Genomic DNA, 12,400 nt, shown 5'->3' with positions numbered 1-12,400 from the left:
GGATACCACCATTTCACAAATTACTTTTCTCCTTATTTGCCTGAACTTTCAGCGAAAGCCTCCGCCCCGGAACTTGGATATTCCTGGTTTCCAAATCTCATTCAAATGAAATTAAAATCCGTATTCATTAATTTTCTATGCACAATATAAAAACGATTTTTCTGGCTGATGACGATGTTGACGACAGAATACTGATCAAGGAAGCCATAAGAAAAGTAAGTCAGGAAATTGAACTGATTGAAGCAGAAAATGGTGAAGAACTGTTGATACTTTTGCAGGGGAGCGCGCAAACCGGGACTGCCTTTGTTATTCTTGACATGAATATGCCAAAAATGAACGGATTGGAAACATTTGATGCCATGCGTGCCATACCAAACTTGTCAATGATTCCTGCCGTCATGTTATCTACCTCAACGGATCCTTCTCTCGCAACACTTGCCTATAAAGCCGGTATTAGCATTTTTTTAACAAAACCTGATTCTTTTGAGGCATTTCTGGATCTGATTCAAAAGCTGACCAATCAGTTTTTGTAATATTTTAATCTGACTTGTTTTAACTTTTATAATAATAAAGAGCTTTCTTCCACAATTTTTTGAAGTATAAAATGACGAAGATCAGGATTTCAGTAAAATGTTAAAATAGTATTTTTTCTATCTTTGGGGACTGAAATAATCATTCACTATGTGAATAATTTCGATAAACGACTAACAAAGATCTTAATTAATGAAACATTCCAAAATTATTTACGTAGCTGATGATGACGAGGACGATCGCCTTTTTATTACAGATGCAATTCGTGAACTCAACCTTGAAATCAAGATCATTGAAGTTGCTGATGGAATGGATTTATTGAAACTGATTCAAACAGAAAGCATTGCAGATTCGCAGGTACTTGTAATCCTGGATATGAATATGCCCAAAGTGACCGGCCTGGAAGCTTTAGAGGCAATCCGTGCCAATGATCAGATCAAACATATTCCTGCTGTAATGATTTCCACATCATCGGATAAAGAATTAATTCAGAAAGCATATCAGGCGGGTATTAATGCCTACATTAAAAAGCCAAACACTGTGGATGGCTTCATGAAGATCGCAGAAGCTTTACAAACCTGTTTTTTCGATCATAACCGATTGTAAAATCCTTTGATACCTTCTGCATCAGGAACTATAATTTTATGCATTTTCTTTTTAATAGTATGACTTGAAGAGCAATTCAATTTACATTACTATTATCATGAAAATAAAGGAATTACAACTACTGACCAATAACCTTGACAAAACCGAGGCTTTTTACAGTGCAATTTTTAACGTACCGGTAATTCAAAAAACAGAAAAAGAAATATCATTTTCTATCGGAACCACGGATTTGAAATTTATACTTTCTCCGGTTCCGAAACCAGTATATCATATAGCTTTTGACATACCCCACAACAAGTTGGAAGAGGCTTTCGACTGGCTTTCGGAAAAGGTTTCAGTACTTCCGGTAACGCCGGATAGCCAGATCGCGGATATTAAACTGTGGAATGCCAAATCGATTTATTTCTACGACATCAATGGAAATCTGCTAGAATTAATTTGTCGCTTTGATCTTGACAACCAGTCTGAAAAACCGTTCGACGCTTCATCCGTCATTTCCATCAGTGAAATTGGAATTGTCACAGATGACGTTCCGGCTCTAACAAAAAGCATTACAGAAAAGTACAATATCCCGGTATTTCACAAACAGCCGGCTCAGGAAAATTTTACTGCCGTTGGAGATGATGAGGGCTTACTCGTCCTTGTTAATCAAAACAGAAATTGGTTTCCAACAAATGAAAAGGCGCAAAGTTACTGGTCGAAAATTATCATTGAGGTTGCCGATGGCTCGGTACATGAGATTTTTACTGGTGCAAAAAGCTGAAAGCCGTTTACATTACTCTCGGCAATAAAATTGAAACGAAAGTGCAAAACCGTACCTTGCGGTAAAATCAGGAAGAATAATGACAAACGACAACGCTTACAACGACGCATACGATTACGAAACCTTCATCCGCCGCGCTTTTAAAAATGTCACCTCGGAAGGGAAAAACGGGGAGCATGGTATTCAAATGACTAATTTGATCGATATTGAAGAGGGTAAGGATTTAAGCAAACTTGCTTCGTCCAACATAAAACAACTTGAAAAGGTAAAAGGATTTATTGCAAAAGCGATAAGTAAATTCCTTAAAATGAGTTTGGATAAAAAAGAAAAATTTGAATTTTTGTCCATGAAATCTGATCTTGAAAAAGCAAAATCTTCGAAAGATCTGATCGCTATTGTGGCCAGGGGATTGGTAATAACGGACCGTTTCTAAATCAAATACTAACAGGAATGATCACAGGCTAAACTCATTCCTGTTAGCGTTTCAGTTTTCTATACGTAAAATAATTCTTTATTCAGGGCCGTGACAATGGTGCTGAAATCGTCAGGTTTTGAGGCAAAATCCATATTGTTCACATCGATTGTAAGCAATCTGCCATGGTCATAATTCTGGCTGAAATCTTCATAATATTTATTCAGGTTTGACAAGTATTCTTCTGTGATATCTGCTTCAAATTCGCGTCCTCTCTTTTTGATCTGCGAAACCAGTTTTGGAATATCCGCTTTTAGATAGATCAAAAGGTCCGGTTGGGAAACAGTTTTCATGATTGATTCAAACAGTAACAAATAGCTTTTGTAGTCCCGTTCTGTCATTATTTTTGAGTCATACAAATTACGCGCAAAAACAAAGGCATCTTCATAAATCGTCCGGTCCTGGATGATCGTGGCATAGGTTGTCGAGCGGATCGTCTGAACCTGGGCAAAACGGTTATTCAGAAAATATATTTGCAGATTAAATGCCCAACGCTCCATATCGTCATAAAAATCAGCCAGATACGGATTTCCTTCAACGGCTTCATACATAACTTCCCAGCCATAATGTTCTCCTAACATTTGGGTTAAAGTCGTTTTTCCTGCGCCGATATTTCCGATTATCGCGATGTGCATTGGATTTTAATTTAGTTTTTAAATGAATATGTGGTGCAACAAGTGGCACAAAAATATGGATTTGAACGTTAATTGAAAGACTGACGAAAGTTAGTTTTTCCGGTTTCGGATAAAGTTAGGATATTCGTATATTTGCAGTCGATTTTACGGGTTAGCGTTTTTTCAACCGCTGCTACCCCATTCAGTCTTTGAAATTTAGATTAATGAAGCCTTTTCGAGTAATACTCTATTATTTTTATGCTCCCATCGAAAATACGGAAACGTATCGGGATGAGCATCATTTGTTTTGTGTAGAAAACAATCTTCTTGGAAGAATCATAATTGCTCCCGAAGGCCTTAACGGAACTGTTTCCGGAACGCCTGAGGATTGTGAGGCTTACATGAATTATATACGCTCCGACGAAAGATTTAAAGATGTCCAGTTTAAGGTAGATGAGCATGATGAAATTGCTTTCCAAAAACTGCACGTTCGTGTGAAAGACGAAATTGTAAATTCAGATCTGAACGTCAACCCGCTTGTTCGTACCGGCAAACACCTGGAACCATCCGAATTGAAATCCATGATGCAGGATCCGGATGTGGTTTTGGTTGATATGCGTTCGGATTACGAACATGAAGTTGGAAAATTCAAAGGTGCTATCACTTTTGATATGCATAACCTGCGCGAGTTGCCGGATCATATCCACGAAATAGAGCATTTAAAAGACAAAAAAATCGTCACGTATTGCACGGGCGGAATTAAGTGTGAAAAAGCCAGTGCGTATCTTCTGGAAAAGGGTTTTACAGATGTTTACCAGCTTCACGGTGGGATTATCCGTTATGGACTGGAAGAAGGTGGCGAAGATTTTGACGGAAAATGTTATGTTTTTGATAATAGAATTACTGTTGATGTAAATCAGGTAAACCCCACCGTCATTTCAAGATGCTACATCTGCAATGACCCATGTGACCGGATGATAAACTGCGCCAATGCAGAGTGTAATACGCACGTTCCCGTTTGCCATAAATGTGGTGAAGAAATGGAAGGTGCATGTTCGGCAGAATGCAAAGCACATCCTAATAAAAGAATTTACGACGGAACCGGTTACTATGTGAGCAACAGTAACCATTACAATCCGTTGCAAGGCATGAAAAGTCTGAAAAAGACACTCAAAAAATTAAAGCTGGCTGCAAAAGAGCAGGCTTGATACTTATTGTTCCAATTGTTTCTCCATGATGAAATCGTTCATCCAGTAAGGACCAATTGGAACATCAACTTCTTTTGTAATACTGAAATTCATGCGCTCATAAAATGACCTGGCTTTGTTATACCTGTTCACATTCAGTGCCAGTTTTTTCCCTCCGAGCGATCTGACATAATTTTCTACCGCCGTTAGCAAAAATTTCCCTGCTCCCGTTCCCTGTGTAGTTGGAAGTACATAAATCTTGTGTAACTTGAAATAGCCTGTCAATTCCTCAGAGATTGCAGCAAAACCTTCGGGAGTTTCCGCGTTAAACAACAGCATAAATTGTTGTCCGCCCTCTGTCATTTGATTTTCCAGCGCATTTTTAGAATATATTTTTTCGAACATATAATCTATTTGCTCTTTTGTAAGGATTTCACGGTAAGTCGGTTCCCATGTTTTTTCCTGAATTTCAATAATGACGGGTATGTCTGCAAGGGTAGCATGCTTTATTGAGAATGTAGGCATATTCCTTAAATTTGGTTTTTTAAAGTGATTTAGAATCCGGTTCGCTGCAAAAATAAATAATTTTCATCGACAAAGTTCCTCGAACTTTGCAGATATAAAGCTGAGTAAAATTTTGATTTAATATATGAAACCACTTATTTTAGTTACAAATGATGACGGAATAACATCGTTAGGAATTCGCACACTGGTTAATATTATGAAAACCATTGGTGATGTCATCGTTGTGGCACCGAATAGCCCGCAATCCGGAATGGGTCACGCTATAACTATTGGCGAACCGTTACGGTTATATGAAACACACATTTTTGAAGATGTCGTAGAATATGAATGCTCAGGAACACCCGCAGACTGTGTGAAACTGGCTAAAAATTACGTTTTACAGGACAGAAAACCTGATCTGATTGTAAGCGGAATCAACCATGGAAGTAATAGTTCTATCAGCGTGCTTTACTCAGGAACTATGTCTGCAGCTATTGAAGGCGCGATTGAAGGAATACCTGCCATTGGTTTTTCTTTATGCGATTTCCGGGAAGATGCCGATTTCAGTCATGGAATTCCGTTTATTAAATCCATTACGGAATCCGCCATAAAGCATGGTATACCAAAGGGCATAGCCCTGAACGTTAATATTCCTGCAAAGTCTGAAGAACCTTTGAAAGGTGTAAAAGTTTGTCGTCAGGCACATGCCAAATGGCAGGAAAAATTTGACCACCGCATTGATCCTAACGGTCGTGGTTACCTTTGGATGGCGGGGAAATTTGTCAACTTTGATACAGAAAAAGAAGATACAGATGTTTGGGCACTGGATAATAATTACATTTCCGTTGTACCTTGTCAATATGATTTAACCGGATACAAAGCTTTAAAAGAGCTTGAAAACTGGAATTTATAACCCACGTTAGAAAATCAGCTATGGCCATTGTAGGAAGTTTGCTAAAAAGAGGAATTCGGTTGAGTAACATCGTTGCCAACAGGAAGAAGGCAACTATTCATCAGCAGCAGAAAAAGACATTAGCAAAACTTTTGGCCAAGGCCAGATATACTGAGTTTGGCGAAAAATACAATTTTGATGAATTGTTATCATCCATTTTGTTTGGCAGCAAAGGGGCATTTTACGAGCAATACAAAAAATCAGTACCAGTATATGACTATAATGCCATTTTCAAAGAATGGTGGCACCGTTCGCTGGACGGAGAAAAAGACATCTGCTGGCCGGGAAGTATAAAATATTATGCATTGAGCTCAGGAACTTCGGAAGCTGCTACCAAGCACATTCCTGTTACCAAGGCCATGTCAAAAGCAATTCAGAAAACCAGTATCCGACAAATTCTATCGCTTGGAAGTTACAAGGATCTGCCGGATGATCTGTATGAAAAAGGATTTTTGATGTTGGGTGGAAGTACGAATCTCAACAATCAGGATTCACATTATGAAGGTGATTTAAGTGGAATAACAGCCAGCCAGATTCCAGCCTGGTTTCGCCCCTATTATAAACCGGGAGAAAAAATTGCCTCAGAAAAGGATTGGGGATTAAAGCTGGAAGAGATCACACTGAAAGCGCATGAATGGGATATCGGCTTTATTGTAGGCGTACCGGCCTGGATTCAGCTTCTGATGGAAAAGATCATCGCTCATTATAAAGTCAAAACAATCCATGATATCTGGCCAAATCTTCAGGTCTTTGCACATGGCGGCGTTTCCTTTGAGCCGTACCGTAAAGGTTTTGAGAAATTGCTGGCACGACCATTAATTTATATCAATACCTATCTGGCTTCGGAGGGTTTTATTGCCTATCAGAACCGCCCCGGTGCTGCTGGGATGGCTCTGGTCCTCGACAATGGGATTTTCTTTGAATTTGTTCCTTTCAATGAAAAGAACTTTGATTCGGAAGGTACTTTGGTAGCTGCACCCGAAACCCTGATGGTTGATCAGGTTGAGGAAGGAAAAGAATATGCACTTTTAATCTCGACTTGCTCAGGTGCCTGGCGTTATCTGATTGGTGACACGGTCAAATTTGTAGATAAAGCCAAAGCTGAAATTGTCATTACTGGCCGTACGAAGCATTACCTGAGTTTATGCGGAGAGCATCTTTCGGTTGATAATATGAACAAAGCGGTTGATTTAATCTCCGATGAATTAGGTCTGACCGTTAAAGAGTTTACTGTTTGCGGAGTTGAGCATGATTCGCTCTTTGCGCATCACTGGTATATCGGTGTGGAAGAAAGCAATGTCGATCCGGAGATTTTGAAAACCAAAATTGATGCCAAACTTGCTGAATTAAACGATGATTATGCTGTGGAACGGAAGCACGCCTTGAAAGATGTTTTTGTTACAGTGCTACCAAATAAAGCTTTTTATGGCTGGATGCAGTCAAAAGGAAAAATGGGCGGGCAACATAAATTCCCCCGCGTTTTGAAAAACTTTTTGATTGAGGATTGGAAAGAATATTTAAAAAATAATGGATATGTAGTGGATGAGGTTTTTTCGAAATAGTGGTTTTATTAAATCAATATGTTAATTTTAATTGAAATTAATCTGAAACACTATGACAACACTAACTATTGAGACCGAAGATCCAGAGATAATTAAAGCTGTTAAAGCATTACTTAGGGGATTTGAAGTAACATACACAGAAGATTCTGACAGTCCTTATGCTCCTGAATTTGTAGAAAAAATAAGAAGAAGTGAGCAACAAATCAAGGAGGGAAAGACAGTAAAATTTGAATCAGGATCAAATTTATGGGATCTGGCTTCACAATAGAATTGACAGATGAGGCGATATACGACCTCCGATATTGGAATAAATCAGGTCAAAAAAATCTAATAAAAAAAAAAAAGATTGAGCAATTGGTTGAAGCTATAAGGGAAGATCCATTTACTGGTATCGGTAAACCTGAGCCTTTTAAACATAATCTGTCAGGAAAGTATTCACGGCGCATAAATCGAGAACATCGAATTATTTATGAAATAAAGGATAACGTCATTTATATTCTTGGTCTGAGGGGTCATTATTAAATATAAAAAAATTCTTTACAAAAACGGTCAGAAGTAAAATCCTGGCCGTTTTTTGTGATTTATTATCGCTCATTTCCTACTTCAAAAAATTACTGTAAGCAATCTGGCAGGCAATTAAAATAAAAACTACGCCCGTCACCTTATTAAAGATTAAAACCACTTTCGGAGTAAAAACCTTTTTCAGTTTATCCGCAAAAACGGCGATTGAACTTTCTACCAGAAAAACAGCAATTACACTGGCTATAAAAAAGATAAGTACCTGATGAAAATTGTAGTGTAATGTAGACCGGATGTAAGAAGCGATCGTAACCCAGCTGATAAAATTTACAGGATTTAGAGCGTTCAGAAAAAAACCGGTTGTAAAGTAATACAGCAAATTACCAAACCTTGTTTTTGGATAGGCCACCTTAGGCTGACCTTTCACCAAATTTGATATACCCAAAATCAACAAAAAAAGAACACCGGCACCAGCCATGTACTTTTGAAAATTGTGGATATCCGGCAACAAACCAGTTCCAAAAATTGCAAAAAAGACAAAAATAGCATCAGAGATGAAAACACCAAAAGCTATTTTAATCCCGGTCCGATAACCATTATCAACACTATTTTGAATCAAGGAAAAAAACACCGTACCAAAAGTCAGGCACAATCCTATACCCGTCAGGATACCGTAAAATAAAGCTTCAATCATATTAAATTCCTTTCAGCCGTGCAGCCATTAAAATTGCGGCTATTGAAATGGAATCAGTAATTTCAGATCGCATCACCATTTCCACAGCTTCTGATAAATGAATCTTTTTCACCTGCAATTCTTCTGTTTCCTCCGGTTCTGCCTCACTCTGGCTCAACCCCTCCGCCAAAAAAATAAAACCTTCTTCGTTTGTGGCTGAGTTTGAGGTATGAATTCTTGATAATGTCGTCCAGTTGCTCGCGAGTAAACCTGTTTCTTCTTTTAATTCTCTTTTTGCCGCATCCAGCTTATCTTCATCAAAAGGTCCGCCACCTTCAGGGATTTCCCAGGAATATTCATTTATTGCATACCGAAACTGACCGACAAGATAAATATTATTGTTTTCGTCAATGGGAATAATACCCAGCGCTTTATTTTTGAATTTTACAACACCATAAATTCCATCTTTTCCGGCAGGGTTAATCACTTCACGGTGACTGATTTCCAGCCACGCATTCTCATACACGGTTTCGGAAGAAAGCGTCTTCCAATTATTTTCTGTGTTTATTCCCGGCATTTTCTTAGTATTTTTGATCTTCAAAATATTAATCTCTGATGCAAATAAACCAAAATAAGCGTAAACAACGTCTCATCCTGCTTTCTTTTGTAGCAAGTATTGTCCTGACGGGTTTAAAGTTTTTTGCATATTACCTCACAGATTCGAACGCAATTCTGAGTGATGCGCTTGAATCAATCATCAATGTCATCGCAAGTGGTTTCGCATTTTACAGCATTTACCTCTCGGCACAGCCAAAGGATAGGAACCATCCATATGGACATGGAAAAATTGAATTTTTCTCTGCCGGTTTTGAAGGAGCTTTGATCGTAATTGCATCTCTTTTTATCATCATCGAAGCAATAAAAAGGATAATGGACCCTGCTCCTATCCAAAATCTGGCACAGGGAGCAATTTTTATTGTCATTACGATCATCGTTAATATGCTGATCGGTTATAAACTGGTTGACGAAGGAAAAAAATCAAATTCTCTTGCCTTGACCGCAGATGGAAGGCATTTATTGTCCGACAGCGTTAGCAGTGTGGTTTTGATTGTCAGCGTAGGATTAATTTTATTAACCGGGCAAGTCTGGATTGATAGTGCTGCTTCGTTATTATTCGGATTATTTTTAGCTTACAGCGGTTTTCAGCTGGTGAGTAAATCAGTGGCCGGTTTGATGGACGCAACTGACGAAAATCTGCTTGAAAAAATTGTACAATCCATATCTGAAAATAAAAAAGATCACTGGGTTGATGTCCACAATTTAAGGGTGCAGCAATATGGTTCTGACCTGCATATTGATTGTCACCTTACTTTGCCTTATTATTGGGAGTTACAGAAAGCACATGAAGCCATACATGAGTTTGAAAACATTTTAAAAGCAAACCACACCGGTGAAACCGAGATTTTTGTCCATGCTGATCCTTGTCTTCCCAAATGCTGTTACTTCTGTAAAATGAAAGTTTGTCCGGTCCGACAATATGATTTTGTAAAAGATATCGATTGGGATGCTGCGAATCTGGTTAAAAACCAAAAGCTTTATGAAGATGCCAGCCTTAAACTGAATGTATAATTTTTCTATATCTTAAATCTAAATTCTAACCAGGAAATGACTTTTTCAAGACGCGATTTTTTAAAGAAAGCAGGTGCAACTGCGCTGATGGCTACTACCCTGACAGACCTTTTGGCAGAATCGGCTGCTAAAAAAATGTTTTTTGACATTTCTCTTGCAGAATGGTCACTCCACAAGGAATTATTTGCAAAAAAAATTACAAATATGGATTTTCCGGAACTCGCTAAAAAAGAGTTTGGGATATCAATTGTTGAATATGTAAATCAGTTTTTCAAGGACAAAGCCGAAGACAAAACATATTTGAACGAGCTGTTACAAAGATGCAAGGATAATGGTGTGACCAACAACCTGATCATGATCGATGGTGAAGGCGGACTTGGAGAACTGGATGCGGCCGTTAGAAACAAAGCAGTCGAAAACCATTACAAATGGGTTGAATGTGCCAAATATCTTGGATGTAAAACGATTCGGGTAAACGCATTTGGAAAAGGAACCAATGAAGAAATCGCAAAAGCAGCGGTTGAAGGTCTGGGAAAACTGGGTGAATTTGCCAAGAAAACCGGAATCAACGTGATCGTTGAAAATCATGGTGGCTCTTCATCAAATGGTCAGTGGTTATCCGGTGTCATGAAACAGGTTAACATGAAAAATGTCGGAACTTTGCCGGATTTCGGAAACTTCTGTATCAAAAGGAAACAAGGAAGCTTCGAATGCGAAGAATCATATGACCGCTACCAGGGAACAAAAGAGTTAATGCCATTTGCAAAAGGCGTCAGCGCAAAAACTTATGATTTTGACGAAAAAGGAAACTGTATTGAAACAGATTATACCAAAATCCTTAAAATCGTAAAAGATAGCGGCTTCAAAGGTATTGCAGGTATTGAATATGAAGGAAGCAAACTTTCCGAGCGTGAAGGCATTAAGGCAACGAAGGCGCTTTTGGAAAGAATTGGACCGACGATCTAATTGTTAATTATCAATGCTTAATTATTAATGATAACAAAAGGCCCGGTCAATCTCCGATTAGCCGGGCCCTTGTTTGAAAAGTAAAAATAGATTTTAATAGAATTTTTATGATGAGTAAGACACTCTATAAGCTAATTCATTAACAATTAATCATTAATCATTAAGACTCACATGCCCAGGTAAGCCAGGAATTCCTTTCTCGTCGCTTCCTGTTCAAATTTTCCTCCATAATACGATGTCACAGTGGAGCTGCCGGCGTCACGAACCCCTCTTGATTGTACGCACATGTGTTTCGCGTCAATCACCACAGCAACATCTTCTGTTCGCAGAGCTTGTTTCAATTCATTTGCAATTTGCACAGTAAGTCTTTCCTGAACCTGCGGACGTTTCGAGAAATATTCTACAATACGATTCAGCTTTGACAAACCAATAACTTTTCCACTGGATATATAGGCAATATGCGCTTTTCCATAAATGGGAACAAAATGATGCTCACAGTTTGAAAAAACGGAAATATCTTTTTCTACAAGCATTTGATCATACTTGTATTTGTTATCAAAAAGGGCAACTTTCGGTTTGTTTTTAGGATCGAGACCGCTAAAAACTTCCTTAATATACATTTTCGCAACACGCTTTGGAGTTCCCTGCAAACTATCGTCCGTCAGGTCCAAACCCATGATTTCCATGATATGGCGAAAATGTTTTTCAATCAGCTCAATCTTCACATCATCCTCCAACGCAAATGCATCGGGACGCATGGGTGTTTCAATAGAAGAAAAAAGATGCTCGTCACCAATTTCCTCAACATCAAAATTGTCAATCGACCGGGTATTCAACAAAGTTTCGTTCTGTTTCATATAATCTAATTTTCAGAGCAAGCTCTGCATCAATTTTTGGCCGGAGAATATCATATACAACAACGGCAATATTCTCGGCAGATGGATTTAAATTCCTGAATTCTTCAACATCAAGATTCAGGTTTTTATGGTCAAAACGATCAAGCACATTTTCTTTAACAACAGCACTTAATACTTTCATGTCAATCACATAACCCGTCTCCGGATTTACTTCACCAACAACCTGAATAATAAGTTCATAATTATGACCATGAAAATTCGGATTATTACACTTGCCAAAAACCTCTTCGTTTCTTTCGTCCGACCACGTCGGATTGTGAAGCCGATGAGCCGCATTGAAGTGTTCTTTACGAAACACAGCCACTTTGTGAGCCATATAATATGTTAACGTTAAATAAAGAATGCCTTAAATGTCGTAACAAAGTATGTGTCCAACACACTTAAAGCCGTAGGGCGGGATTCTCTCTACCCATCGGAGTATACTTTTCACTGTCAACACGATATTAATTCAAATTGTTCAAATTGCATGATTATAATTAGGAAAGTTTCCCGGCAAGACTTTGTT

The 12,400-nt window shown here is 38.3% G+C and carries 17 protein-coding genes; 11 read left to right on the top strand and 6 right to left on the bottom strand.

The window, feature by feature from the left end; all coding sequences use genetic code 11:
- The first annotated feature begins 137 nt into the window (after positions 1-137).
- The 4 genes from LXL81_RS23565 to LXL81_RS23550 all read left to right on the top strand — a co-directional run bounded on the left by LXL81_RS23565 (position 138) and on the right by LXL81_RS23550 (position 2,333).
- Complete coding sequence (locus tag LXL81_RS23565) at positions 138-533, top strand: response regulator (RefSeq protein ID WP_234649485.1); 396 nt, start codon at positions 138-140, stop codon at positions 531-533.
- Between the two features lie 190 nt (positions 534-723).
- Positions 724-1,137: a response regulator gene (locus tag LXL81_RS23560; protein WP_234649483.1), complete on the top strand. Its 414-nt coding sequence runs from the start codon at positions 724-726 to the stop codon at positions 1,135-1,137.
- Positions 1,138-1,234: 97 nt separating this feature from the next.
- Entirely contained in the window at positions 1,235-1,900 is a 666-nt protein-coding gene (locus tag LXL81_RS23555; RefSeq protein ID WP_234649481.1) for a VOC family protein, read from the top strand.
- A gap of 79 nt (positions 1,901-1,979) precedes the next feature.
- Positions 1,980-2,333, top strand: a complete 354-nt coding sequence (locus LXL81_RS23550) for a hypothetical protein (protein WP_234649479.1) — start codon at positions 1,980-1,982, stop codon at positions 2,331-2,333.
- Positions 2,334-2,392: 59 nt separating this feature from the next.
- Here the strand turns inward: LXL81_RS23550 and LXL81_RS23545 are convergent, their stop codons facing one another.
- Positions 2,393-3,007 (bottom strand): deoxynucleoside kinase, encoded by a 615-nt coding sequence (locus tag LXL81_RS23545; protein WP_234649477.1) that lies wholly within the window; start codon positions 3,005-3,007, stop codon positions 2,393-2,395.
- Positions 3,008-3,210: 203 nt separating this feature from the next.
- Between LXL81_RS23545 and LXL81_RS23540 the strand changes: the two genes are divergently transcribed.
- Complete coding sequence (locus tag LXL81_RS23540) at positions 3,211-4,194, top strand: rhodanese-related sulfurtransferase (RefSeq protein ID WP_234649475.1); 984 nt, start codon at positions 3,211-3,213, stop codon at positions 4,192-4,194.
- A 3-nt stretch (positions 4,195-4,197) separates the two neighbouring features.
- On the opposite strand, the gene LXL81_RS23535 is transcribed toward LXL81_RS23540, so the two are convergent.
- Positions 4,198-4,698: a GNAT family N-acetyltransferase gene (locus tag LXL81_RS23535; protein ID WP_234649473.1), complete on the bottom strand. Its 501-nt coding sequence runs from the start codon at positions 4,696-4,698 to the stop codon at positions 4,198-4,200.
- A gap of 124 nt (positions 4,699-4,822) precedes the next feature.
- Here LXL81_RS23535 and surE point away from each other — a divergent pair, with 124 nt between their 5' ends.
- From surE to LXL81_RS23515, 4 genes are read left to right on the top strand one after another with little or no spacing between them, the layout of a single operon-like run.
- Positions 4,823-5,590, top strand: coding sequence for a 5'/3'-nucleotidase SurE (gene surE / locus LXL81_RS23530; RefSeq protein WP_234649471.1), 768 nt, complete (start codon positions 4,823-4,825; stop codon positions 5,588-5,590).
- A gap of 20 nt (positions 5,591-5,610) precedes the next feature.
- Positions 5,611-7,191 carry a GH3 auxin-responsive promoter family protein gene (locus tag LXL81_RS23525; RefSeq protein WP_234649468.1) on the top strand — a complete coding sequence of 527 codons (1,581 nt, stop codon included), beginning with the start codon at positions 5,611-5,613 and terminating at the stop codon, positions 7,189-7,191.
- A 52-nt stretch (positions 7,192-7,243) separates the two neighbouring features.
- On the top strand, positions 7,244-7,459 hold the full coding sequence (locus LXL81_RS23520) for a DUF2683 family protein (protein ID WP_234649466.1): 216 nt from the start codon (positions 7,244-7,246) through the stop codon (positions 7,457-7,459).
- Positions 7,438-7,713 (top strand): Txe/YoeB family addiction module toxin, encoded by a 276-nt coding sequence (locus LXL81_RS23515; RefSeq protein WP_234649464.1) that lies wholly within the window; start codon positions 7,438-7,440, stop codon positions 7,711-7,713. Before LXL81_RS23520 ends, LXL81_RS23515 begins: the two co-directional genes overlap by 22 nt.
- Before the next feature lie 76 nt (positions 7,714-7,789).
- On the opposite strand, the gene LXL81_RS23510 is transcribed toward LXL81_RS23515, so the two are convergent.
- Positions 7,790-8,404, bottom strand: a complete 615-nt coding sequence (locus LXL81_RS23510; protein ID WP_234649463.1) for a LysE family translocator — start codon at positions 8,402-8,404, stop codon at positions 7,790-7,792.
- A gap of 1 nt (position 8,405) precedes the next feature.
- Complete coding sequence (locus LXL81_RS23505) at positions 8,406-8,960, bottom strand: NUDIX hydrolase (protein WP_234649461.1); 555 nt, start codon at positions 8,958-8,960, stop codon at positions 8,406-8,408.
- 38 nt (positions 8,961-8,998) lie between these two features.
- Here LXL81_RS23505 and LXL81_RS23500 point away from each other — a divergent pair, with 38 nt between their 5' ends.
- Together LXL81_RS23500 and LXL81_RS23495 are read left to right on the top strand one after the other, a co-directional pair.
- The gene (locus tag LXL81_RS23500) at positions 8,999-10,012 is read left to right on the top strand and encodes a cation diffusion facilitator family transporter (RefSeq protein ID WP_234649459.1); all 1,014 of its coding nucleotides are present in this window, start codon (positions 8,999-9,001) and stop codon (positions 10,010-10,012) included.
- Positions 10,013-10,048: 36 nt separating this feature from the next.
- A complete protein-coding gene (locus tag LXL81_RS23495) occupies positions 10,049-10,978 on the top strand; it encodes a TIM barrel protein (protein ID WP_234649457.1) in 930 nt (309 codons plus the stop codon).
- 167 nt (positions 10,979-11,145) lie between these two features.
- Here the strand turns inward: LXL81_RS23495 and folE are convergent, their stop codons facing one another.
- Together folE and LXL81_RS23485 are read right to left on the bottom strand one after the other, a co-directional pair.
- Positions 11,146-11,835, bottom strand: coding sequence for a GTP cyclohydrolase I FolE (gene folE / locus LXL81_RS23490; RefSeq protein WP_234649456.1), 690 nt, complete (start codon positions 11,833-11,835; stop codon positions 11,146-11,148).
- On the bottom strand, positions 11,795-12,211 hold the full coding sequence (locus LXL81_RS23485) for a 6-carboxytetrahydropterin synthase (protein WP_234649454.1): 417 nt from the start codon (positions 12,209-12,211) through the stop codon (positions 11,795-11,797). The genes folE and LXL81_RS23485 overlap by 41 nt, the downstream gene beginning before the upstream one ends.
- Between the last annotated feature and the right edge of the window lie 189 nt (positions 12,212-12,400).

The organism is Dyadobacter sp. CY356 (assembly GCF_021440195.1).
Classification (GTDB): domain Bacteria; phylum Bacteroidota; class Bacteroidia; order Cytophagales; family Spirosomataceae; genus Dyadobacter.
The sequence above is the reverse complement of the archived record's forward strand: the minus strand, read 5'-3'. Positions and strand labels throughout refer to the sequence as shown.

Bases quoted from the DNA above. Each gene is read 5' to 3' on its own strand.
- LXL81_RS23510 (WP_234649463.1), bottom strand. From the start codon at position 8,404: ATGATTGAAGCTTTATTTTACGGTATCCTGACGGGTATAGGATTGTGC.
- LXL81_RS23485 (WP_234649454.1), bottom strand. From the start codon at position 12,211: ATGGCTCACAAAGTGGCTGTGTTTCGTAAAGAACACTTCAATGCGGCT.
- LXL81_RS23500 (WP_234649459.1), top strand. From the start codon at position 8,999: ATGCAAATAAACCAAAATAAGCGTAAACAACGTCTCATCCTGCTTTCT.
- surE (WP_234649471.1), top strand. From the start codon at position 4,823: ATGAAACCACTTATTTTAGTTACAAATGATGACGGAATAACATCGTTA.
- folE (WP_234649456.1), bottom strand. From the start codon at position 11,835: ATGAAACAGAACGAAACTTTGTTGAATACCCGGTCGATTGACAATTTT.
- LXL81_RS23515 (WP_234649464.1), top strand. From the start codon at position 7,438: ATGGGATCTGGCTTCACAATAGAATTGACAGATGAGGCGATATACGAC.
- LXL81_RS23540 (WP_234649475.1), top strand. From the start codon at position 3,211: ATGAAGCCTTTTCGAGTAATACTCTATTATTTTTATGCTCCCATCGAA.
- LXL81_RS23520 (WP_234649466.1), top strand. From the start codon at position 7,244: ATGACAACACTAACTATTGAGACCGAAGATCCAGAGATAATTAAAGCT.
- LXL81_RS23505 (WP_234649461.1), bottom strand. From the start codon at position 8,960: ATGCCGGGAATAAACACAGAAAATAATTGGAAGACGCTTTCTTCCGAA.
- LXL81_RS23555 (WP_234649481.1), top strand. From the start codon at position 1,235: ATGAAAATAAAGGAATTACAACTACTGACCAATAACCTTGACAAAACC.
- LXL81_RS23535 (WP_234649473.1), bottom strand. From the start codon at position 4,698: ATGCCTACATTCTCAATAAAGCATGCTACCCTTGCAGACATACCCGTC.
- LXL81_RS23565 (WP_234649485.1), top strand. From the start codon at position 138: ATGCACAATATAAAAACGATTTTTCTGGCTGATGACGATGTTGACGAC.
- LXL81_RS23550 (WP_234649479.1), top strand. From the start codon at position 1,980: ATGACAAACGACAACGCTTACAACGACGCATACGATTACGAAACCTTC.
- LXL81_RS23525 (WP_234649468.1), top strand. From the start codon at position 5,611: ATGGCCATTGTAGGAAGTTTGCTAAAAAGAGGAATTCGGTTGAGTAAC.
- LXL81_RS23560 (WP_234649483.1), top strand. From the start codon at position 724: ATGAAACATTCCAAAATTATTTACGTAGCTGATGATGACGAGGACGAT.
- LXL81_RS23495 (WP_234649457.1), top strand. From the start codon at position 10,049: ATGACTTTTTCAAGACGCGATTTTTTAAAGAAAGCAGGTGCAACTGCG.
- LXL81_RS23545 (WP_234649477.1), bottom strand. From the start codon at position 3,007: ATGCACATCGCGATAATCGGAAATATCGGCGCAGGAAAAACGACTTTA.